25 protein-coding genes and 1 riboswitch are annotated in these 20,791 nt (G+C 63.1%); of the genes, 18 read left to right on the top strand and 7 right to left on the bottom strand.

Going from position 1 to position 20,791, the window contains the following annotated elements; all coding sequences use genetic code 11:
• The first annotated feature begins 90 nt into the window (after positions 1–90).
• From ACW9UO_RS18940 to ACW9UO_RS18950, 3 genes are read left to right on the top strand one after another with little or no spacing between them, the layout of a single operon-like run.
• Entirely contained in the window at positions 91–1,392 is a 1,302-nt protein-coding gene (locus ACW9UO_RS18940; protein WP_457088929.1) for a flagellar hook protein FlgE, read from the top strand.
• A gap of 20 nt (positions 1,393–1,412) precedes the next feature.
• Positions 1,413–2,822, top strand: a complete 1,410-nt coding sequence (gene flgK, locus ACW9UO_RS18945; protein ID WP_457088930.1) for a flagellar hook-associated protein FlgK — start codon at positions 1,413–1,415, stop codon at positions 2,820–2,822.
• A gap of 14 nt (positions 2,823–2,836) precedes the next feature.
• The gene (locus ACW9UO_RS18950) at positions 2,837–3,886 is read left to right on the top strand and encodes a flagellin (protein ID WP_457088931.1); all 1,050 of its coding nucleotides are present in this window, start codon (positions 2,837–2,839) and stop codon (positions 3,884–3,886) included.
• On the opposite strand, the gene ACW9UO_RS18955 is transcribed toward ACW9UO_RS18950, so the two are convergent.
• Complete coding sequence (locus tag ACW9UO_RS18955; protein WP_457088932.1) at positions 3,851–4,639, bottom strand: winged helix-turn-helix domain-containing protein; 789 nt, start codon at positions 4,637–4,639, stop codon at positions 3,851–3,853. The two genes, ACW9UO_RS18950 and ACW9UO_RS18955, sit on opposite strands and share 36 nt — an antisense overlap.
• Positions 4,640–4,777: 138 nt before the next feature.
• Here ACW9UO_RS18955 and ACW9UO_RS18960 point away from each other — a divergent pair, with 138 nt between their 5' ends.
• The 8 genes from ACW9UO_RS18960 (at position 4,778) to ACW9UO_RS18995 (ending at position 9,472) form a co-directional block, all read left to right on the top strand.
• A complete protein-coding gene (locus ACW9UO_RS18960) occupies positions 4,778–5,887 on the top strand; it encodes a flagellar basal body P-ring protein FlgI (protein ID WP_457088933.1) in 1,110 nt (369 codons plus the stop codon).
• Between the two features lie 10 nt (positions 5,888–5,897).
• Positions 5,898–6,227, top strand: coding sequence for a rod-binding protein (locus ACW9UO_RS18965; RefSeq protein WP_457088934.1), 330 nt, complete (start codon positions 5,898–5,900; stop codon positions 6,225–6,227).
• On the top strand, positions 6,224–6,634 hold the full coding sequence (locus ACW9UO_RS18970; protein ID WP_457088935.1) for a hypothetical protein: 411 nt from the start codon (positions 6,224–6,226) through the stop codon (positions 6,632–6,634). The genes ACW9UO_RS18965 and ACW9UO_RS18970 overlap by 4 nt, the downstream gene beginning before the upstream one ends.
• A 114-nt stretch (positions 6,635–6,748) precedes the next feature.
• Positions 6,749–7,693, top strand: a complete 945-nt coding sequence (locus ACW9UO_RS18975) for a flagellin N-terminal helical domain-containing protein (protein WP_457088936.1) — start codon at positions 6,749–6,751, stop codon at positions 7,691–7,693.
• A 146-nt stretch (positions 7,694–7,839) separates the two neighbouring features.
• Entirely contained in the window at positions 7,840–8,277 is a 438-nt protein-coding gene (flaF, locus tag ACW9UO_RS18980) for a flagellar biosynthesis regulator FlaF (protein ID WP_457088937.1), read from the top strand.
• On the top strand, positions 8,246–8,650 hold the full coding sequence (locus ACW9UO_RS18985; RefSeq protein WP_457088938.1) for a flagellar biosynthesis repressor FlbT: 405 nt from the start codon (positions 8,246–8,248) through the stop codon (positions 8,648–8,650). The genes flaF and ACW9UO_RS18985 overlap by 32 nt, the downstream gene beginning before the upstream one ends.
• The gene (locus ACW9UO_RS18990; RefSeq protein WP_457088939.1) at positions 8,647–9,150 is read left to right on the top strand and encodes a DUF1217 domain-containing protein; all 504 of its coding nucleotides are present in this window, start codon (positions 8,647–8,649) and stop codon (positions 9,148–9,150) included. The genes ACW9UO_RS18985 and ACW9UO_RS18990 overlap by 4 nt, the downstream gene beginning before the upstream one ends.
• Complete coding sequence (locus ACW9UO_RS18995) at positions 9,107–9,472, top strand: DUF1217 domain-containing protein (RefSeq protein WP_457089018.1); 366 nt, start codon at positions 9,107–9,109, stop codon at positions 9,470–9,472. The genes ACW9UO_RS18990 and ACW9UO_RS18995 overlap by 44 nt, the downstream gene beginning before the upstream one ends.
• A gap of 20 nt (positions 9,473–9,492) precedes the next feature.
• On the opposite strand, the gene ACW9UO_RS19000 is transcribed toward ACW9UO_RS18995, so the two are convergent.
• Genes ACW9UO_RS19000 through fliF form a run of 5 tightly spaced genes read right to left on the bottom strand, consistent with a single transcriptional unit; the run spans position 9,493 to position 14,109 of the window.
• Positions 9,493–10,545 carry a flagellar motor switch protein FliG gene (locus tag ACW9UO_RS19000; RefSeq protein WP_457088940.1) on the bottom strand — a complete coding sequence of 351 codons (1,053 nt, stop codon included), beginning with the start codon at positions 10,543–10,545 and terminating at the stop codon, positions 9,493–9,495.
• 21 nt (positions 10,546–10,566) lie between these two features.
• A complete protein-coding gene (fliP, locus tag ACW9UO_RS19005) occupies positions 10,567–11,397 on the bottom strand; it encodes a flagellar type III secretion system pore protein FliP (RefSeq protein ID WP_457088941.1) in 831 nt (276 codons plus the stop codon).
• A complete protein-coding gene (locus ACW9UO_RS19010; RefSeq protein ID WP_457088942.1) occupies positions 11,394–11,762 on the bottom strand; it encodes a FliM/FliN family flagellar motor switch protein in 369 nt (122 codons plus the stop codon). The genes fliP and ACW9UO_RS19010 overlap by 4 nt, the downstream gene beginning before the upstream one ends.
• A complete protein-coding gene (locus tag ACW9UO_RS19015) occupies positions 11,759–12,445 on the bottom strand; it encodes a FliH/SctL family protein (protein WP_457088943.1) in 687 nt (228 codons plus the stop codon). Before ACW9UO_RS19015 ends, ACW9UO_RS19010 begins: the two co-directional genes overlap by 4 nt.
• Positions 12,442–14,109: a flagellar basal-body MS-ring/collar protein FliF gene (fliF, locus tag ACW9UO_RS19020; protein ID WP_457088944.1), complete on the bottom strand. Its 1,668-nt coding sequence runs from the start codon at positions 14,107–14,109 to the stop codon at positions 12,442–12,444. Before fliF ends, ACW9UO_RS19015 begins: the two co-directional genes overlap by 4 nt.
• A 173-nt stretch (positions 14,110–14,282) precedes the next feature.
• Here fliF and ACW9UO_RS19025 point away from each other — a divergent pair, with 173 nt between their 5' ends.
• From ACW9UO_RS19025 to cobD, 7 genes are all read left to right on the top strand, one after another.
• Positions 14,283–14,825, top strand: a complete 543-nt coding sequence (locus tag ACW9UO_RS19025) for a flagellar basal body-associated FliL family protein (protein ID WP_457088945.1) — start codon at positions 14,283–14,285, stop codon at positions 14,823–14,825.
• Entirely contained in the window at positions 14,822–15,763 is a 942-nt protein-coding gene (locus ACW9UO_RS19030; protein ID WP_457088946.1) for a flagellar motor switch protein FliM, read from the top strand. Before ACW9UO_RS19025 ends, ACW9UO_RS19030 begins: the two co-directional genes overlap by 4 nt.
• A complete protein-coding gene (locus tag ACW9UO_RS19035; protein ID WP_457088947.1) occupies positions 15,747–16,115 on the top strand; it encodes a flagellar motor switch protein in 369 nt (122 codons plus the stop codon). The genes ACW9UO_RS19030 and ACW9UO_RS19035 overlap by 17 nt, the downstream gene beginning before the upstream one ends.
• A 9-nt stretch (positions 16,116–16,124) precedes the next feature.
• Entirely contained in the window at positions 16,125–16,730 is a 606-nt protein-coding gene (locus tag ACW9UO_RS19040) for a MotE family protein (protein WP_457088948.1), read from the top strand.
• 337 nt (positions 16,731–17,067) lie between these two features.
• Positions 17,068–17,883, top strand: coding sequence for a propanediol utilization protein (locus ACW9UO_RS19045; RefSeq protein WP_457088949.1), 816 nt, complete (start codon positions 17,068–17,070; stop codon positions 17,881–17,883).
• Positions 17,880–18,839, top strand: a complete 960-nt coding sequence (gene cbiB, locus ACW9UO_RS19050) for an adenosylcobinamide-phosphate synthase CbiB (RefSeq protein WP_457088950.1) — start codon at positions 17,880–17,882, stop codon at positions 18,837–18,839. The genes ACW9UO_RS19045 and cbiB overlap by 4 nt, the downstream gene beginning before the upstream one ends.
• Complete coding sequence (gene cobD / locus ACW9UO_RS19055; RefSeq protein WP_457088951.1) at positions 18,827–19,810, top strand: threonine-phosphate decarboxylase CobD; 984 nt, start codon at positions 18,827–18,829, stop codon at positions 19,808–19,810. Before cbiB ends, cobD begins: the two co-directional genes overlap by 13 nt.
• A 64-nt stretch (positions 19,811–19,874) precedes the next feature.
• On the opposite strand, the gene cobO is transcribed toward cobD, so the two are convergent.
• On the bottom strand, positions 19,875–20,486 hold the full coding sequence (gene cobO / locus ACW9UO_RS19060) for a cob(I)yrinic acid a,c-diamide adenosyltransferase (protein WP_457088952.1): 612 nt from the start codon (positions 20,484–20,486) through the stop codon (positions 19,875–19,877).
• A 37-nt stretch (positions 20,487–20,523) separates the two neighbouring features.
• Positions 20,524–20,733: riboswitch (cobalamin riboswitch) on the top strand.
• Positions 20,734–20,791: the final 58 nt, after the last annotated feature.

Consider the following 20,791-nt stretch of genomic DNA (forward strand, 5'->3'; position numbering starts at 1 on the left):
AACAAGCCGCTTTAAACTTGGTGTAACCTGCGCCGGCTATATAATTCCCGAACCAGTGATCGAACAACGGCACGGCAAAGGCAGGCGGTTATGAGCATTACCAACGCGATGGCGTCCGGCGTCAGCGGACTTTTGGCGAACTCCACGGCAGTTGACAGTATTTCCTATAATATTGCGAATGCCGATACGGTCGGCTATCGCCGCAGCTTTGATCAGATGATCACCCTTGGGTCGTCTTCGACCGCAGGCAGCACCGGGTCGGGCGTGCGCACCGCCGAAATCCACAGCAACACCATCGATGGCAACTACATCGACACCTCGATTGCGACCAACCTCGCGATCAGCGGCAATGGCTTCTTTGTGGTCAACACCAACATCGACGCCTCCTTTACCTCGGGCAATCTGTTCACCCGCGTCGGCAGTTTTGCCCCGGACGAAGATGGCAATCTGGTCAATTCCGCCGGGCTGTACCTGATGGGCTATCCCTATGGCCCCGATGGCACGCTTGGCGCGGTGGACCGCAACAGCTTTGCCGATCTTGAGCCGGTAAACGTGGCGTTTCAATCGATTGCAGGCACGATGACCGGCAACATCGGCGTGAGTGGCAACCTGCCGTCGCAGGAAACCGGGCAGGCCAATCCCGGCGATCCGTTTGTGTCGTCGATCGAATATTACAACGCCTTGGGCGAGCCTGAGCGTGTGACCCTGTCGTTCCAGCCGACCGCAAATGCCAACAGCTGGGACGTTTTGATCAGCGACGACACCACCGATTACGGCCAGGTCACCATGACCTTTGCCGACAGTGGGCCAACCGCAGGGTCGCCGCTGAACTATGCCGGGATCAGCAATCTGACGACCGCCCCGGCCAACTTTGTGTTTGACCCGGCCACCGGCACCATGACCCTGACCATCGACAACGGCACCACGCCGCAGGTGGTCGAGCTGTCGCTTGGCGCACCGGGGAGCTTTGACGGGCTAAGCCAGTTCTCGGGCGATTACACCCCGCTTGATATCGATGCCGACGGCGCACAGAGCAGCTCGCTCACCCGGTTGGAGTTTGACGAATTCGGCAATGTCTGGGGCGTGTTTGACAATGGCGCGCGCACCGCGCTGTCGCAAATTCCGCTGGCGACGTTTGCCAACCCCAACGGGCTGCAAACCAACAACAATTCGACCTTCACCACCTCGTTGGATTCGGGCGCATTCTATCTTGGTCAGGCGGGCAGTGGCGAAACCGGCACCTTGTCAGCGGGCGGGGTGGAATCGGCCAATGTCGACATCGCGCAAGAATTGACCAGCCTGATCCAACGCCAGCGCGCCTATTCTTCCAACGCCAAGATCATCACCGCCGCCGACGAGATGCTGTCGGAAACGGTGAACCTCAAGCGGTAAGGCGCTGACAGGATGACACCATGAGCCTCAATTCCGCCCTCAGCGTTGCCAGCAGCGGGCTGCAAACCACCTCGCGTTGGGCCGAAACCGTGTCGGGCAATATCGCCAACGCCGGGAACGCCGGCTATGCGCGGCGCGAAGCTGCGATCACGACCGATGCGCAGGGCACGCCGACGGTCTCGGTGATCACCCGCGCCGTCGATGCCTCGCTTGACGCGATGTACCGCACCGAAGTGTCGCGCACCGCCACGCAGGATGCGATGGCGACCGGGTTGTCGACCTATACAAATACGCTTGGCGACAGCGAAAGCAGCGATACAATCCTGACCCGGCTGACCGATTTTCAGGGCGCGCTTGGGCTTTTGGCGGTTTCGCCGTCGGATGCGGTGTTGCAGCAAAGCGCCGTGTCTGGCGCGCAGGATCTGGCGCTGTCGCTCAACCGCAGCAGCGATGCGTTGCAAGTGGCGAGCCGCCTCACCACCCGGTCCATCGTTGCACATGTGGGCGAGGTGAACGCCTCGCTGTCACGCTTGCAGGCTTTGAACGAGCGGATGTCGGGCGGGGTTTTGGGCGATGCGCAGCTTGCGATCGAGGATCAGGTCAACGCCGAATTGGACGGTTTGGCCGAGCTGATCGACTTTACCCTGCGGACCGACACCAAGGGCCGGGTGGAGCTGTTCACCACCGGCGGCACTGCGCTGTTGACCGGTAACACTGCAGAAACGCTGCGGTTTGACGCCGCCGCTGGCACGCTGCACGCGGGCGATATCGAGATCACCCCCGGCAAGCCCGGCGTGCGTGGAATCTCTGAAGGCGCGCTGGCGGGGCAGTTCACGCTGATGGTCGACACGCTGCCAAAGATGCAGGCCCAGCTTGATGAGGTCGCGCGCGCGTTGATTGAGGATATGGCCGCTGCCGATGGCTCTTTGCCCGCAGGCGCGCCCGGTCTGTTCACCGACGCCGGCGCGGCGCTGACCGACCCGTTTGAGCCGGGGCTTGCCACCCGCATTGCCGTCAATGACGCGATTGTGGCCGAGGCGGGCGGCGCGAGCTGGCGCATCCGCGATGGCATCGGCGCTATGGCGCCCGGTGCGGCGGGCGACAACAGCCAAGCGATGGATTTCGCCGCGGCGCTGAGCGCGACAACCGGGTTTGACGCCGGGGCCGGGCTGGGCGACAGCGCGACGCTGCCCAACTATATCTCAAGCTTGATTGCGAGCCAGAACACCACCCGCGCCAATGCCGAAACCAATGCCGCAAGCCTTGCGGCGGGGGCGGTGACGATCCAAGGCAGCCGTTCGGCCTTTACCGGCGTCAATCTCGATGACGAGCTGCAACAACTGACCGCAATCCAGCAATCCTACGCCGCGAACGCCCGCACGCTGACAACCGTGTCTGAGATGTTTGACACCTTGCTGGCCGCGTTCTGAACAGGGAAACCGCGATGATTTACAACATGTCCCGTGGCCCCTCGTCGCTGTACAGCAACCTGCTGCGCCGCAACACCAACGCCGAGTTGCAAAACAAACTGGCGCAGGCCGAACAAGAGCTGGCCACCGGCGTCAGCACCGACATCTACAAGTCGCTCGGGCAAGGCGCGTCCGAGGCTTTGGGCCTGAACGCCGCCCGCGACCTTGACGCGACCCAGATCGCCGCCAACACGCTTTTGGGCGGGCGGATCGACAGTATGAGCAGCGCGCTTGGCACCATGCGCGACTCTGTGCAGCCGGTTCTGGCATTGGCACTGGCCAACAGCCAGCCGGGCGGCAGCACCGCGAGCGGGCTGCAAGTGCAGGCCCAAGGCGCGCTGGACGCCTTGATCAGTCAGGCCAATCTCACCCATTCCGGCATGGCGCTTTTCGCCGGTACCTCGGGCAGCGCGCTGGCGCTGACGCCGTGGACCACACAAAGCAGCGGCACCGGCCAAAGCCCCGCCGCCACCATCGCGGCGCTGCTGGCACCGGGGCTCGACACCCAGGCCGACGCCAGCGCCCGGATCAGCGAGTTGAACGCCCTGTTTGACAATGCAGACGGCAGCTTTGACGCGCTGTTTGCGCCGGGCAGCACCGATGCCCCGTTGCAGGCCAGCATTGGCGATGGCGAGATCCTGCGCTATGGCGCACAGGCCAACGATCCGGCGTTTCGTGAGGTTCTTCAGGGGCTTGTCATGCTCGCCGCCACCGATGTCAGCGAAATATCCGACGCCGAGGCTTATACCGAATGGATGGGCACCGCGACCGCACTGCTCGGCTCGGGTAATGAGGCGCTGTTGTCGAGCCAGATCGGGCTTGATGCCGCCTCATCGCGGATCGACGCCGCCAACACCCGGATGGAAGACCGCGCCTTAGTCTATGCCAACCGCGTGAACAGCTTGGTCGGGGTCGACAGTTACGAGGCTGCCACCAATATCACCGCGCTCGAAACCCAGCTTCAGGCCAGCTATGCGGTGACTGCGCGCCTATCGCAGCTGAGCTTTCTCAACTACATGAGCTGATCCGACCAGCGGCACCGGCGCAACCGACCCGGCCAGCTCGGCGGGGGCGAGTTTATAGCCGCGTCCGCGCAGCGTGCGGATATGCGGATCACCGAGCGGCGACATCTCTTCGATCTTCTTGCGGATGCGGTGGATATAGACGTCGATCACCTTGTCGAACGGCTGGTCGTCGGCCATGCCATACACCGCATCATAGATCCGCGATTTCGACACCACCCGTGGTGCGGCCAGCGCAATCTGTTGGAAAATCGCCAGTTCGCGCTGCGACAGCCGCATCGGCTGGCCCGCAACATCCGGGTCGCGGCCATCGAAATAAGCGGTCACATCACCGATATGAATCGAGGCGGCGGCGTGGCCATGAAAGCGCCGGGTGATCGCATTGACCCGCGCCCGCAGCTCCATGCCGGTCAGCGGCCCGACGATGTCATCATCGGCACCGGCATCAAGGGTTTCCATCGCCGCTTCGGGATCACGCTGCGCGCGCAGCACCAGCACAGGATTGCGGCAGCCCGAGCGGCGCAGCCGCGCAATATGCTGCACGCTGCGCGGATGGCCCCACATCAGAACCGGCCGGTCGGCAAACCCATCGGGGGCGACAAGATCAAGCTGGCGCTCAAAGAAGTCGTCGCTGACGGCGACCGGCTCCCATTCGGCCTCGCGCAGGTCCGACAGCAGGCCGGCCAAAGGGTTTGATCGTGGTTCGTAAAGGTAAATATGCACCACGTCCCCCTTGAAGCTGTTTGCTCTCTTCATGCTCTCGCAAGCATACTCTGCGCAAATTCTGCGGCAGGTTCAAGTATTACGCAAGAATAGAATGGTTAATCAAGAATTAATTGTTGCGATTTCTTCACTGGCGATGTTTACTCCTTGGAAACGGAGCCCCGGAGCGCCATGCGTATCGCTGCCTTTCTTGCCGCCCTTGCCACCGCGCTTTTGCCGGGCCTGCCGGGCTGGGCCGAGGTGCGCATCAAGGATATCGCCACGTTCGAGGGTGTGCGCGAGAACCAACTGGTCGGTTACGGACTGGTGGTTGGCCTGAATGGCACCGGCGACAGCCTGCGCAACAGTCCGTTCACCGAAAAGAGCATCGAGGCGATGCTCGAGCGGCTCGGCGTTGGCAATCTTTCGGACGACACCATCAAAACCGCCAACACCGCCGCCGTCATGGTCACTGCGATGCTGCCGCCGTTTGCCCGGCGCGGCTCGCCGATTGATGTGGTGGTGTCGTCGCTGGGCGATGCGTCTTCCTTGCGCGGCGGCACCCTGATCGTGACCCCGCTGACCGGTGCCGATGGCGAGGTTTACGCGGTGGGGCAGGGGCCGATTGCGGTTGCGGGCTGGGCGGCGCAGGGCAATGCGGCCTCGATCACCGAAGGCGTGCCCACGGTCGCCCGGATCGAAAATGGCGCCACGGTGGAAAACGAGATCGAGTTCGAACTGTCCTCGCTCGACAGCATCCGGCTTAACCTGCGCAACCCCGATTTCACCACCGCGATCCGTGTCGAAGAGGCCATTCGCAACAACTTCGGCGGCGGCGCGCGGGCGCTTGATCCGGCCACGATTGAGGTGCAGCTTCGCGGTGTTGGCAAGGTGTCGGTGCCCGAACTGCTGTCGGCGATAGAAAACCTGCGGGTCGCGCCCGACAGTGTCGCCAAGGTGGTGATTGATGCGCGCTCGGGCACCATCGTCATCGGCGCCAACGTGCGGATCGACCGGGTCGCGGTAAGCCAGGGCGGGCTGACGGTGATGGTGCGCGAAGACCCCGAAGTGAGCCAGCCCAACCCGGTGACCATCGGCGGCACCACGGTTGTTGTGCCGCGCACCACCGTCGAGGTCGAAGAGTCCGAAACCCATTTCACCATTCTCGAAGGCGCGGATGTGAGCCTGCAACGGCTGGTTGATGCGCTCAATGCCATCGGGCTGACCGCGACGCAGACCATTTCGATCCTTCAGGCCATCAAGGCCGCCGGCGCGCTGCATGCCGATCTGGAAATCATCTAAGAGGGGCCACATGGACATTTCAACCAATATGGCGGCGCTTCGGGCAACCGGCGCTATGACCGCCCAGTCGGGCAAGGCCGCGCCAGATGCTGCGAAGAATGCCACCGACGAATTCGAGGCGATGTTCCTGAGCCAGATGGTTAACGAGATGCTGTCGCAGGTCGATATCGGTGAATTCGGCGGCGGCCAGGCGGAAGAACACTGGCGGTCTTTCCTGGCCGATGCCTTTGGGCGCGAGATTGCCGAACAAAACGGCGGCGGCCTGATGACCAGCCTGCGCGGCGCGCTGGACGCCTATTCACAAGCTGGCAGCCCGGCCGACACAAAGGTGGACAAATGACCGATCTCACCCCGGCCCGCGCCGCTGCCCTTGTCGATCAGCTCGCAAAACTGCTGCGAGACGAAATTGCCGCCATTGGTCAAGGACAACTTGCCCGCGTCGAAGAAATTTTTCCTCGCAAATCAGCACTGTTAGGCGAAATTGAGGCGGCCTTTGCCGATCAGGCAGAAATATTCTCGGGCGATGATCCGGCCACCGTGGCCCTGCGGCGCAAAGTTGACGCGCTGCGCGGGCTAATTCAGGCGGATTTAACGCTTTTACGCCGTATGACCGAGGCCACAGGGGCCGTGGCGCAGGAAATAGACCGTATTCGCGACCGTCAAAGCCTGCGCGGGCTGTATGATCGCGACGGCGAACGGCAGGGAGCAGATGTGACTCCTTCGCAACGGTTGGATCAATCCGTGTAACGCACTCTATCAAATCGCTTTCTGCTTCCGGTTGTCGTGCTACGAATTGCAGACGGCAGGACCGTTTTCGTCAGAAAGACGAAGATCAACGATAGAAATCGGAGCAGAAAAACAATGTCCTCAATCATCACCAACAGCAGCGCGATGTCCGCCCTGTCGACACTGCGTAACATCAACAACGATCTCAGCGGCACCCAGGATCGCATTTCCTCGGGCCTCAGCGTTCAGTCCGGCAAAGACAACGCCGCCTACTTCCAGATCTCGGAAACCATGAAGAGCGACAGCTCGGTGTATTCCTCGATCAACGAAGGCCTGACCGTCACCAAAAGCTCGATCTCGACCGCGCGCAACGGTGCTGAAACCGTGCAGGATCTCGCGCAACAGTTCCTCGACAAAGTGGCCTTTGCCCAAGGCGCAACCAGCGGTCTGACCGAAATCGAAGATGACCTGAAAGAACTGGTCAAATCGATGGAAACCACGCTGAGCCAGTCGACCTTTAACGGCGACGATATGCTGGGCGCCGGCGCTTATGCCACTGGCACCGACATCACCGGAGCAACACTGGTGGCGGCCGACGGCACGTTCAGCGCCGCATCGGCCAATGCCGACACCACCGTTGGCGTAGATCGCAATACCGTAACCGGCGTCAGCCGCGCGGGTGGCACCTATGCCACCACGTCGATCACCGTTGGCACGCATGACCTTGGCCTCAGCGTCTCGGATTTCAACACCATCGCGACCAACTTTGCGACCAACGCAAGCGCCGCAACCGGTGAAGCCTTCCTGAGCGGTGTTCTTGCAACAACAGAAACCACGTTGAGCGGCGTCACGGACATCGCCACCAAACTCGGCCAGTCGGAAAACTCGATCGAGACCCAGCAAAACTTCCTCGAGTCGGTTGTCGACAACATCGACAGCTCGGTTGGCTCGATGATCGATGCCAATATGGAAGAAGAAGCGGCCCGCTTGCAGGCGCTTCAGGTTCAGCAGCAGCTTGCCACGCAGTCGCTTTCGATTGCCAACCAGCAGCCGCAGAACATTCTGTCCCTGTTCCAGTAACCTCTGCGATTGGCCCCTGAATGGGGCCAGTCACACGATCAACGGGGAGGGGCCCGCGTGGCGCCTCCCTTACTCCGGAGTAGCGGAAACACCGCACCCGGACTGGAATTTGCCCCGCAAAGATGGGGATAGAGGCAGAGTTGAACATGAGCATAGCAGCATACAAAAACACCATCCGCGAAAGCGCGAGCCCCCGGCAAATCGAAGCACGGGTTTTTGCGCGCATCACCGGCGCAATGGGCCAGCATCTCGAGGCCTGGAGCGCCGCAGACAGCAAAACCCTTCGCACCACCGTCTTGGCCAATGGCCTGCGCAGCGCCCTGGCCGAAAACCGCCAACTTTGGGTCCGGTTGCAAAACGATCTGGCCAACCCGGGCAATCAACTGCCAGAGTCCCTGCGCGCCAATCTGATTTCGCTGTCGCTTTGGGTGGATCGCACCTGTGGCGATGTGATCGGCGGCAAAGACGGTCTGCAAGCGCTGATCGACGTTAACAATAACATTCTGGGCGGCCTCTCCGGGCGTCGTCCGGCCCCAACGGCAAGGGAACAAGATGGCACTCAATCTTACGCTCAAACCGTTTGAACGGCTTATCGTCAACGGCTGCATGTTGCGCAACGGCGGCCGCAAAACCACGATCACGGTAGAAACCCGCGCCAGCATCATCCGCGAGGCGGATTTGTTGCGGCCAGAAGAGGCAAATACACCGGTCAAATCGGTGTATTTCCTGATTCAAAGCGCGTTGATCGACCCCGATCGGCGGCAAAAAACCGTGAAGGCCGCACAGCAAGAGCTGGGCGTTCTGGCCAATGTGTTTTCGTCAGAGCTGCGGCCCAACGTGTTTGAAGCCGCCAATAATGTCAGCGTGTCCAACTACTTCGGCGCTCTGCGCAATCTGCGCCCGCTGCTTAAACGCGAAGCTGAAATCCTTGGGCCGGCGGAGAAGGTCCGCGCATGATTTCGGTCTCCGGCATGTCCGGCTTTCTTGCGCTCAAGTTGGTGGATGCGACCGAATCCAAGGAACAGGCGCTGATGCGCAGCCAGCCGCAAAACGCGCGCGAGATCGACTATTTCATGGAGAATATCTCCAAGGTTGAGACGGTCGATGACCTGATGGCGGACTACAAACTCTATAGTTTCGTGATGAAGGCACATGATCTGGAGGACCAGATTTTCGGCAAGGCGATGATGGAGCAGATCCTCAAAAGCAACATCGAGGATGACGACGCGCTGGTGAACAAGCTGACCGATAGCCGGTTCAAAGACCTGTACAACGGCATGGGGTTTGGGGCCAACGGGACCACCAATCTTAATACCGTGGTGGAGAGCTGGAAAACCGGCATCGTCGACAAGTTCATCGATACGCAATACGTCAACGACAAGGCAGAAGAAGAACGAAGCCGTTGGGATTGCTCTGGAATTTCGCCGTACTGCGGCGGATATCACCAGCGCGTATGACATCCTGAAAGACACCGATATGGCCAAGTTTGCCCGGACTGTTCTGGGCCTGCCCGAAGAAATGGCAGCACTTGATATCGACCGGCAGGCGGCGATCCTCAGCGAGGCGCTTGATCTTGAAAAGCTGCAAGACCCCGCCGAAGTGGAAACGCTGATCAGCCGCTACATCGCGATTTCGGATGCCACATCCGACATCAGCTCGACCAACGCGGCGGTGCAAATGCTGACCAGCGCGGCAAACGGCTGGAACTCGGGCAGCTTTGTGCCGATCACCATCGACATCACAGCCGTGTCAGGGTTCAGCGGCTACAAGGCGCGCTGACCCGCCTATAGCGTCACGCTCTAGATCATCGTGTCGTCTTCGTCGTCATTGAGCGGCAGGCGCAGCTGATCGTCTTCGGCCAGGCTGCGGGCATAATCCAGCGCCAGCGCCTGCGCTGCACCGACTTCGCGGCGGCGCACCGGCCCCATCGAATCCATCTCTTCCACCAGCATATCGCGGGACCGCTGTGGCAGCGCCCCAAGGAAAACCTCGCGCGTGGCCTCGCTCGCGCCTTTCAGCGCGGTGGGCAGGGTGTTGCCGGGCATGCCGCGCATCACCTTGGCCAGATCCTGCGGCTCCAGCTTGGCCAGATCCTCAAACGTAAACATCTTGGCCTTGATCGCATCAAAGCTGTCGGGCACCGCCGCGGTCAGCGCCGGGGCCATCGTATCAAAGGCCAGCCGGTCGAGTTTGTTGAACAGATCGGCCATCCGCTGATGTTGTTCGTTGGTGGTGGGCTGGGCGCTGGCGTTCATGATGTCGGCCTGAAGCAACTCTTCGATCTGGGTCATCATATGGTGCGGCACGGCCTCCATCCGGATCATCCGTTCCACCACGCTGTTCATCTTTTCCGGCCCCAGAAGCGGCAGCACCTTGGCCGCCACATCGGTGTTCACGTTCGACAAGATCGCCGCAACCGTTTGTTCATGCTCATTTTTCAGGTAGTTCGCGATCACATTTTCCGACAATGCCCCAAACCGCGCCCAAAGATCACGCTCTTTCAGCGGGCCGCGAATGTCCTTGAGAATGCCATCGACCTGATCGCCGGGCAGCAGCGAGCGCAGCATGTTTTCCGCCACCGAGAACGACCCGACCACGCCGCCGCCATTGGTGATCTTGTCAACGAATTCGGTCAGCACCTGCTCCACCGACTCCGAGGAGATCGAGCCAAGGCCCGACATCGCCCGCGTCACCTTTTGGATCTCGATATCGTCAAGCTTTTGCAACAGCGCCGAGCCGCGTTTTTCGCCCAGACACAGAAACAGGATCGCCGTTTTCTGCGGCCCGCTAAGCTTGCGCGGGCGGGGCGTGGTCTCTGTGGTGCTCTTGCGCTTGAGATTGGCGAGGGCCATGAGCCTGCTTCCTTGACTGTGTCAGTTGACGCCCAAAACCGGCGCGTAACTTTCCATGAGACTGCCGGCCAGCATGTACCAACCGTCGATAAGAACGAAAAAGATCACCTTGAACGGCAGCGAAATCAGCACCGGCGGCAGCATCATCATACCCGCGCTCATCAGCACCGAGGCGACAATCAGATCGATCACCAGAAACGGCAGATAGATCAGAAAGCCGATGGTAAACGCCCGGCGGAGCTCGGAAATCATGAAGGCCGGGACCAGGGTGCGCCAATCGGCGTCTTCGGCGGTGGTGGCCAGCGGTTTCGCGGTGCTCAAATCGCGCCCGGCAATGTCGTGAAACAGCGCCAGGTCTTTTTCGCGAGTGTTGGCGAACATGAAGGCGCGGAAGGGGTCGCCGACCCGGCGCAGCGCCTGCTCTTCGTTGATCGCGTTGTTCATCAGCGGCTGCACGCCACGGTCCCAGGCGTCCTCAAACACCGGTTGCATCACGAAAAACGTCATGAACAGCGCCATCGAGGTCAGCACCATATTCGGCGGCGTCTGGTTCAGCCCCAGCGCCGAGCGCAGCATCGAGAACACGATGACAAAGCGGGTGAAACTGGTCATCACCACCAACAGGCCGGGCGCCAGCGACAGCACGGTCATCGCCGCCACCAGCTGGATAATCCGCCCCGACAGGCTGGCGCGTTCGTCCGATCCGGCAGGCGCGTCGCTTAACGCATCGCCAATCGCGCCCAACAGATCGCTGCCCGCCTGCTGCGCCCCGGCGGGTCCGGCCTGACTGGCCAGAAACCCGGTAAGCGCCACAAGGGCAAAACCGGTGCAAAGGGCGCGCGTGTGGCTCATTCGTCGGACACAAAGTCCTTGACGATCTCGGTCAGCGACACGCCCAACCGGTCGTCATCAAGCTTGACCAGATTGCCGCGCGCCACCAGCCGATCACTGATGACCACCTCAACCGGCTGGCCGATGGATTTGTCGAGTTCGATGATCGACCCCCGGCTCAGCTTGAGCAGTTGCGCGATTGGCATCCGGGCGCGGCCCAGCACGATCTGCACATCCAGACCGACGTTGAGCATCGCATCAATGCCCGATCCGCTTTTTGCGGGGCGCGCGGTGGCCTCGCTGCTTGGCGTTTCACTGCCCGTTTCGGTGGGCGCTTCGCTCTCATCCGCAAGCATCTCGTCGGGGGTATTGGTCATTTCATTCATGACGGTTCTCCTGAAAATTTCTGGCTCACCTTCTGCCCAAGCCTCTGCTCGATCTGGTCGCGCGCCAGCCCAAGCGTGCCGAGAATGCGGCCACAGACCTCGGCAAAGCTGTAGGACATCACACCCTGATCCCAATCTGCCCGCACATCGCCGGGCTGGAGCGCGGGGTCAGGGCGCAGCGTGAGCCGCCCGCCAAATCCCGCATCGCGCGCCGCCGCCTCAAGCTCGGGGGTGGCCGCCGTCAGACTGTCAGGCGCGAAAAACAGCGTGAGTTGCGCCGCCCCCAGCGCCATACGCACCGCCGCCTGCGCTTCGCGGCGGGCCTGACCTTCGGCAAGGGTGGCGCTGATATCCGGGGCCACCTGCTCAAACACCGACAGCACAAAGTCGATCATCTGCGCCTCAAGCGCCGCGTGTTGGCGCCCGGCATCGTCGAACAAATCGCGCAACAGCGGCACCACCGATTCCGCCACCTTCAGGCGGCGCGCGGTTTCCGAGGTGAGCGCAGCGTCATGCGCCTCGGACCGGCCCTGTTGCGCACCAGCCTCAAAGCCAGCGGCGCGGGCCTCGGCCACGGCGCGATCAAACTCGGCGCGGGTAAAGACCGCTCCAGCCACCTGCGCCGCACCCCGGGCGGCGGCGTCCGTCTCGGCATCGAAATTGCGATCGAACAGAAAACTCATGCGCCCGTTCCCTCGGCCAGCCAGCCGCGCAGCACCTTGACCGCGTCATCCGGCTCATGCTCGATCATCTCGCCGACGGTGTTGATCCAGCCGCGCTGCACCCCGCCTTGCACCGACGCGAGCGAGACCGTGTCCCCCTCAGACCCCGGCGGCAGCGGATCAAGCACGGTGCCGCTGTGAAACACCGTTTTGTCGCCGTCGCGCGCGGCCTGAATGTTGGTGATGTTGGTAATCTCGCCCGGTGCGCCCTCGGCCGTAACCTGCGCCGGCGTTCCCGATTTGGGCAGCGCGTCGGCATCGCCGGGGCCGGGCAGGCCCTCGGGCGGCAAAATCCGGTTTAACGCCGGGCGCACCCCGAGAAACAGCACCGCCCCCACCAGCGCCAACGCAAAGATACCGCGCATCGCCGTGCCGAGATTGTCAGACAGCACCTGCACAATGCCACCGCCCATCGGCTCGCCCACGTCCATCGAATAGTCCATGAACCGCAGGCTCACGACTTCGACGGTGTCACCCCGGCCGCCGTCAAACCCGATGGCGCTTTGCACAAGCGTCTGAAGTTGCGCCAGTTCTTCGGCCTCGCGCTCTTGGTAATCGACGCCGCCGCCGTCCTGCACATTATAGATGCCGTTGACCAGCACCGCGACAGAGACCTTCTGGATCTCGCCCGGCTCTTGCACGATCTCCGAGGTGGTGCCGCCGATTTCGTAGTTGACCACCTCATTGGTGCTGTTGGCCGAGTTTGAGGCCCCGCCGGGAATATCCCCCGCCAAAGCCGCCGGGATATTGTCGGCCACACCCACTTCGCCGCCACCTGCGCGCTGGTCTTGCCGCGATTCCTCGCGGGTTTCGGTCGAGCGGACAACGCGCTGCGCGGGGTCAAAGGTTTGCTGGTGGATGACGCGGCGTTCGGTCGACAGATCAACGCTGACCTGCACCCGCGCATTGCCCGCGCCCACCCGCGCCGTCAGGATCTGGTTGATCCGCTGGCCCAGCCGGTCTTCGATCTGGGTGCGGGTGGATTGCAACGAGGCTTCACTGCCCGGCGCGCCGTCTTCGGCCAAAATCGTCTCGCCCGAGGCTGACAATACCGTCACCTGCGTCGGGGCCAAATCCGGCACCGCCGAGGCCACCAGCGCCCGGATCGCCTGCGCCTGCCGGGTCGCCATCTGGCGCGAGCCGCGCACAATCACCGAGGCCGAGGGGCGGGGGCGTTCGCGGGTAAACGGCTCACGCTCGGGCAGCACCAGATGCACCCGCGCGGCTTCGATCCCGTCAATCGTCTGGATCGAGCGGGCCAGCTCGCCCTCAAGCGCGCGCATCCGGTTGACCCGCTGCATAAAGCTGTTCATGCCCAGCCCGCTGGAACCGTCGAAAATCTCCCAGCCTGGCGTGCCGTCATTGGGCAGGCCAGCCCCGGCCAGAACCATCCGTGCCCGCGCCAGCTCATCCGTCGGCACGCTGACCGCGGTGCCCGCCGCCTCGGGCAGGGCCGCGATATCGGCCTGCTCCAGCGCGTCAATGATGCTGCCCGCGTCGCCCGGCGACAGATCGCGGTACAGCGACACATAATCGCGCGAGGACAGCGCCGAGAGGCCGACAAACACCGCCAACACAAGCGCGATGCCCACCGCCCCAAGGGCGATAAGGCGCGTCTGGCCCAAGGATCGAAGGTTTTCGAGGATTGCCTGCACGTCGAGTACTGCCCGCTTTGTTCGCCTAAAACTAACCACATCTATTCTTGTTCATCAAGGATATTGTTCGTTTTATACTTGCTTTGACGCCGATGAATGCGCATCATGGTGCAAGAACAGAATGAACTGAGAATTTGTAATTCATGGCTGCCGCATCCCGACCACACACCGCCGAAGCCGCGCCCCGCAAGGGCGGGTTGCTGCGCGTGGTGTTGCTGCTTGTCGCCTGCCTCACGGCGCTGGCGGGCGGGCTGGTGGTGTCGATCGGGCCGGATCGGGCCTTGGCGCTGCTGACGTCACAGCCCGAGGTCGCGGTGGAGGCGGAGACTGAGGCCGCGCCAAAACAGGCGGCTGCGCCCAAAGCCCCCATCGTGGTCACGCCGTTCCAAGAGATCATCGTCAACATCACCTCGACCACCGCCACCGGCCGCCAAACCACGCGGTTTCTCAAACTTAACATCGCGCTGGCCTATGACTCCGCCATGCCCGGCGCGGAAAACATAGAGGCCCGCAAGCTGTTCCTGCGCGACAGCTTCCAGGAATATCTGCGGCAACTGAACGAAAGCGACCTTCAGGGCAGCATCGGCCTGGTGCGGCTCAAATCCGAACTGCTGCGCCGTGCCCGTGCGATCTCGGACAGCGACGCCCCCCAGCAATTCCTTATCGCGGATCTGATCATCCAATGACCCCGGACAGCGCCTCTCACGCCTCGACCCGCGCCGTGCAAGAGCTCATGGTCGAGCGCGCCAAGGATTCCTATGCCCGCCTGCCGATGCTCGAAGTGGCCTTCGACCGCTTTGCCCTGTCGCTCGCACAAGCCTTGCGCAGCTACTTCGGCGGCATGGCCGAGACCGAGCTGAAATCCATCGACTACCTCACCTGCCAGGATGCCAACGCCGAACTGCCGAATGTGGCGCTGATTGCGGTGGTCGACGCAGCCGAGTGGGGCGGGGCCATTGCCGCCGTCGTCAGCCCGGAGCTGTTGTTCAACATCGTCGAAGTCACCTTTGGCGGCCGCATGTGCCCCCCCGGACAGCCGCAATCGCGCAACTTTACCGGCATCGAAAAGCGGGTCGGCAGCGCCTTTTGCGAAACGGTTCTGGCGGACCTCTCCACCGCGTTTGACAAGGTTTCCCCGGTCAGCTTTTCCATCGACCACATCGAAACCAATGCCCGTGGGCTGCTGATTGCGCCGCCAACAAGCGCCTGCGTGCGGGCGGTGATCGGGATCGAGCTTGATGGCCGGGTGGGCGAGATGGTGTTCCTGCTGCCCAACACCTCGTTTGAACCGGTGGTGCATGTGCTGTCGCAGAATTTCACCGGCGGCCAGTTGGGCGGCGACAGCGGCTGGCGCACCAAGATGACCGATATGCTTGGCGGCAGCAGCATCGAGCTGGCCGCCGTGATGCACCGGCTGTCGGTGCCGCTGCGCGATGTCTTGGCCTGGGCACCGGGGCAGGTGATCGACCTCGGGATTGCGCCCGACGACCCGGTGACCCTGTGCTGTGCGGGCAAGGATATCGCCCGCGCCGAAGTGGGCCGTCGCAAAAACGGGCGCGTGGCGCTGCAATTCTCCGAAAAACTTTATCAGGAAGAGGAACTGTCTGATGTCCTTCGCGATTGATCTTGCTGTCCTTGCCGTACTTGTTGGAACGCTGGGCTATGCTTGGATGGTGGATCGCCGGGTGCGCCGCCTGATGGACGCCTTGCGCGACGTTGAACCGATGATCGGCAATTTCTCCGAGGCGGTAGAGCGCAGCGAAAGCACCGTGTCCGCCCTGCGCGCCGCCCGCGACAATGCCCAGCCCCTGCGCCGCGCTGAAGCAGAGGCCCCGGCACAGCCCGCCGCCAAACCCGAACCCTCGTTCCGCAGCAACCGTGACCGCGCCGCTGCCGCCGCCGAAGCCACCCCGATTGCCGGTAAATCCGAGCTGATCCGCGGCTTTTTCGACACCGTGCGCCAGCGCGAAGCCTGAGACCCGATCATGCGCCCCTTCCGCCTTATCCTGCCTGCGATTGCCGCGCTTGTCCTTGCCAAGGGCGCGATCACCTATCTGGAAATGCCTGCCAGTGACGCGGGGCTCGGCAGCCTGATTTCCGCCGCATCCGCCGCAACCGACGAGGCCGCGGCCCCTGTCGCAACCCCTGCGCCGCAGGTCTGCGAGGCGCCCGAGGAATTGCTCGCGCTGATCCGCCGCGAACGCGAGCTGCTGGCGGCGCAGAAAGACCGCGGTGCGGAGCGCTCGGCCGAGCATGATCTGGCCTCTGAAACCCTAGAGATCGAGCGGCAGCGGCTGACCGACCTCAAGCAAGAGCTCGAAGGGCTGTTGTCGCGCGTGGCCGCCGCGCATACCGCCGATGTCGACCGTCTGGTGGCGCTGTATCGCAATATGAAGCCCAAAGATGCGGCCAACATCATGAACGAACTCGATATCGAGGTGTCGGTGATGGTGATGGGCACGATGGACGAACGCGACGCCGCGCCGATTTTGGCGGCCCTCGATCCGGTGCGCGCCCGCGCCATTTCGCAGATCATCCTCGAACGCTCCAAACTGCCCGGCGATCAGCGGTTGGACGACATTCGCCTGTGACCTGCGCGCCCTGAGGGGCGGGCCGCGATGACATACGGCAGCACGCAGAATCAGACTTATGTAATATTGCACGCCTGTTCCCCCAAACAGTCCAGCCCCTCCGATACTTGGCCAAACATCTACGTCGGTTTGCGCGCCGTCGAGGATTGGAATCGACTTTCCGACACAGGCATGACATTTCAAAATCGCTTTAATGAGGAAAGAGCGCCTTGGCCGAGACCGCACAGGACAATTTGGGGCTCACGCGTGACGCTCGGGCCAGCCGCCGAGCCCATGCGGCCAGCGCGCCTTTTTCCCGCGCCCTCCTGTGGCATGATGCGGAATCGGGGGCGGCCTTGTGTTCCAATCAACGGAGCAGCGCGTGCTGACGCGGGTCTCCGGGCACTTCGGCGAGTGGGTGCAAGGCCGGTTGGGGCCGCGCGGACCCTTGGCGCTGGTCACGGTCAACTGTGCCGCGCTGTATGTCGAATCTCGCAGATTATCCCGAGCAGTCATGGCCTTAGAGCAGCAGCCGGACATCCTTGACCTGCCGCAAGCAGAGGCGTTTCTGGGCCGGGTTGGCGGCGAAGCCGGAGCGTTTTCGCTTGTCGGTACCATGCCTGCGGGCGGCGGTGCGGGGGCGTCGACAGCCGCGCTTGTTGCTCTGGCGCGGGCGGCGGGCGGATGCGAAACCCGGCTGGCGGCGGCCTGCCTTGCCACCGAAGGTGCCAGCGATCCGCTGATGTTGCCGCGCCCCGACGGCGTGCTCTGGGCACCGCGCGAGGGCCGAGTTTTGGAGCCGATTGAAGCTCTGCCACGCGCCGAGATTGTCGGGGGGTTCTGGGGGCCGCCGGTCGCGACCGACCCGTCCGACCTCGATTTCTCCGACATCTCTGATCTGGTCCCCACCCTGCGCGCGCCGATGTCTCTGGCCGCATTGGCGGACATCGCGTCAGAGTCCGCGCGGCGGTGTACCGATCTCCGAGGGCCAACAGACGACCCGACGCCACAGCTTGCCCAGCAGCTTGGCGCTTTGGGCCATCTGCGCGCGCACACCGGGTCGGCGCGCGGGCTGATATTTGCCCCCGGCACGGTGCCCGCCGAGGCCGCGCCCCGCTTGCGCGCCGCAGGCCTCAGCCGCGTTTTGCAGTTCCAGACTGGCGGCCCGGCATGAGCTTTGCCGCGATGATGCTGCTCGCCTGTCTGATCGATGTTTGTATCGGCTGGCCCAACGCGCTGTTTCAGCGGATCGGCCATCCGGTGACGTGGATCGGCGCAGGGATCACCACGTTGGAAAGGCGCTGGAACTCCGGCCCGGCAAGACGCCGCTTTTGGCGCGGAACCCTGACCACCGCCCTGTTGGTTGGCGTGGCGGCAGGAGCTTCCAGCGCGGTGCAAGCCCTGCTGCCCGACGGCTGGCCCACGGTGCTTGTCGGCGCCGTTTTGGCCTGGCCGCTGGTGGCGCTGCGCTCGATGCACGCCCATGTGGCGGCGATAGCGCGCCCCTTGGCGGCGGGCGATCTGGCGGCGGCGCGGCACGCGGTTTCGATGATTGTCGGGCGTGATCCACAGCAGCTCGACACCGCCGGCATCGCCCGCGCCACGCTCGAAAGTCTGGCGGAAAACACCTCGGATGGCATCGTCGCGCCGGTGTTTTGGGGCGTTGTGGCGGGGCTGCCGGGGATCGCGGCGTACAAGACGATCAACACCCTGGATTCGATGATCGGCCACCGCAATGACCGCTACGAGCACTTTGGCAAGACCGCCGCGCGGCTGGATGATGTGGCCAATCTGATCCCGGCGCGCTTGACCGGGCTGCTCATGGCTTTGGTCTCGGGGCGCGCGGGCGTGGCCCTGAAAGTGATGCTGCGCGATGCCCGCCACCACCGATCGCCCAACGCCGGATGGCCCGAATCTGCGATGGCCGGGGCCTTGGGCGTGCGCCTGTCTGGCCCGCGCATCTATGGCGACAGCACGGCGCAAGAGCCTTGGTTGAACGGCACAGCGCCCGATCCTGTGGCGCACGATGTGGCACAGGGGCTTGCGGTTTACCGCCGGGCGATGTTTGCACTGCTGGGGATACTGGCGGCAGGGGCGTGGATAGGGAGCGCGGGGATATGGCGAGTGTGAAACGGGATCATGGCGGCGATCTGGACCGGGCCAAGGCTGCGTTCGGCGCGGGTGACTGGCTCGACCTGTCGACCGGGATCAACCCGGTGGCCTATCCGGTGCCAACCCTGCCCGACACCGCCTGGACCACCCTGCCCACCGCGACCGACATCGCCCGATTAGAGCAGACCGCCGCAACTGCCTATCGCAGCGAGGCCGCCGTGGTGGCGCTGGCGGGCGCACAGGCGGCGATCCAACTGGTACCGCGCCTTGCCACGCCGGGGCGGGCCTGCGTTGTCGGGCCAACCTATAACGAACACGCCGCCGCGCTGCGCGCCCAAGGCTGGGAGGTGACGATGATCGACACCCCCGCCGATGGGATCGGGGCCGATCTTGTGACCGTGGTGAACCCCAACAATCCCGATGGGCGGATCTGGCAGCCCGAGGCGCTTTTGGCGCTGCGGGGCCGGGTCGGGCTGTTGGTGGTGGATGAAAGCTTTGGCGACACCGCCCCCGACCTCTCGCTCGCGCCGCATCTTGGCGCGCGCGACGAAGGCATCGTGGTGATGCGGTCGTTTGGCAAGTTCTACGGGCTCGCTGGCCTGCGGCTCGGATTTGCCATCACCGGCAGCACCAACGCAGCCAAATTGCGCGGATTGGCCGGCCCTTGGGCGGTCAACGGCCCGGCCCTCGCGACGGGCTGCGCAGCGTTGGCAGACGTGGCGTGGCAGCAGGCGACCTGCGCCCGTTTGGCGAAAGATGCCGTCCGGCTTGATGCATTGGCCGTCGCGGCCGGATGGACCCTGATCGGCGGCACGCCACTGTTTCGCACCTATGACACCACCGCCCAAGGCGGTGCCCGCGCCGCACAAGACTCATTAGCGCAAAGCCACATCTGGTCGCGCATTTTCCCCTACTCCGAGGGCTGGATCCGCCTTGGCTTACCCGGTTCTGACGCGGGATGGGCCCAGTTGGACGCGGCACTGGCCTAAGCCAGCCAAGGCCGCGCCGCCGGGCGCTGCGCATTAAAATTACGGTTAACGCAAGTAAGGGCGGTTAAAACTCCACCCCCGCCTGCGCCTTCACCCCATCGCGGAACGGGTGTTTCAGCAACGTCATCTCGGTCACCAGATCGGCGGCCTCGATCAATTCCGGCTTGGCGTTCCGCCCGGTCAGGCAGACATGCGTCATCTGCGGCTTCTGCGTCAGCAGGAAATCGACCACCTCATCGATGTCGAGGTAATCGTTGCGCAGCGCGATGTTGATCTCATCGAGCAACACGAACTGAATCTCGGGGTCGAGGATCTGTTCCTTGGCGATCTTCCAACCGTTTTGCGCCGCCGCAATGTCGCGCTCGCGGTCCTGCGTTTCCCAGGTAAAGCCTTCGCCGGACACGAAAAACCGCACCTCCTTGGCAAAGCGTTCGCGCAGGAATGTCTTCTCACCCGTGTCGCGGTTGCCCTTGATGAACTGCACCACCGCAACCGGCATACTATGCGCGATACAGCGCATGATCATGCCGAACCCGGACGACGATTTGCCCTTGCCCGGACCGGTGTGCACCACAATCAGACCTTTTTCCTCGGTCTTGGTGGCCATCATCCTGTCGCGCGCGGCCTTGATCTTCTTCATCTTTTCGGTGTGGCGGGTGCTGATTTCGTCGTTCATGGCGCTGACCTCTGCTTGACAAAGCGGGAATTTGAGGCGCATCTGCCACTATGCTGGTGCCTGTGTAAACAGGTGAAAAGGGAATGCAGCGCTCGGGTCGTCCGGGTCAAAGCAGCCGCCCCCGCGACCGTGACCGGAAAGGTCCCTGAACCACTGGCCCTTGGCCGGGAAGGACAGGGCGCCGCAGATCAGAGCTCTCTGATCGAGATCCGCAAGCCGGGAGACCTGCCAGCGAGATGACTTTTGCAACCGGACGGGGTGTTCTGGTGTCAGGTTCAATGCCTGCGTTTGGGCGATCCTGCACT

This window comes from Marinovum sedimenti, from assembly GCF_054052205.1.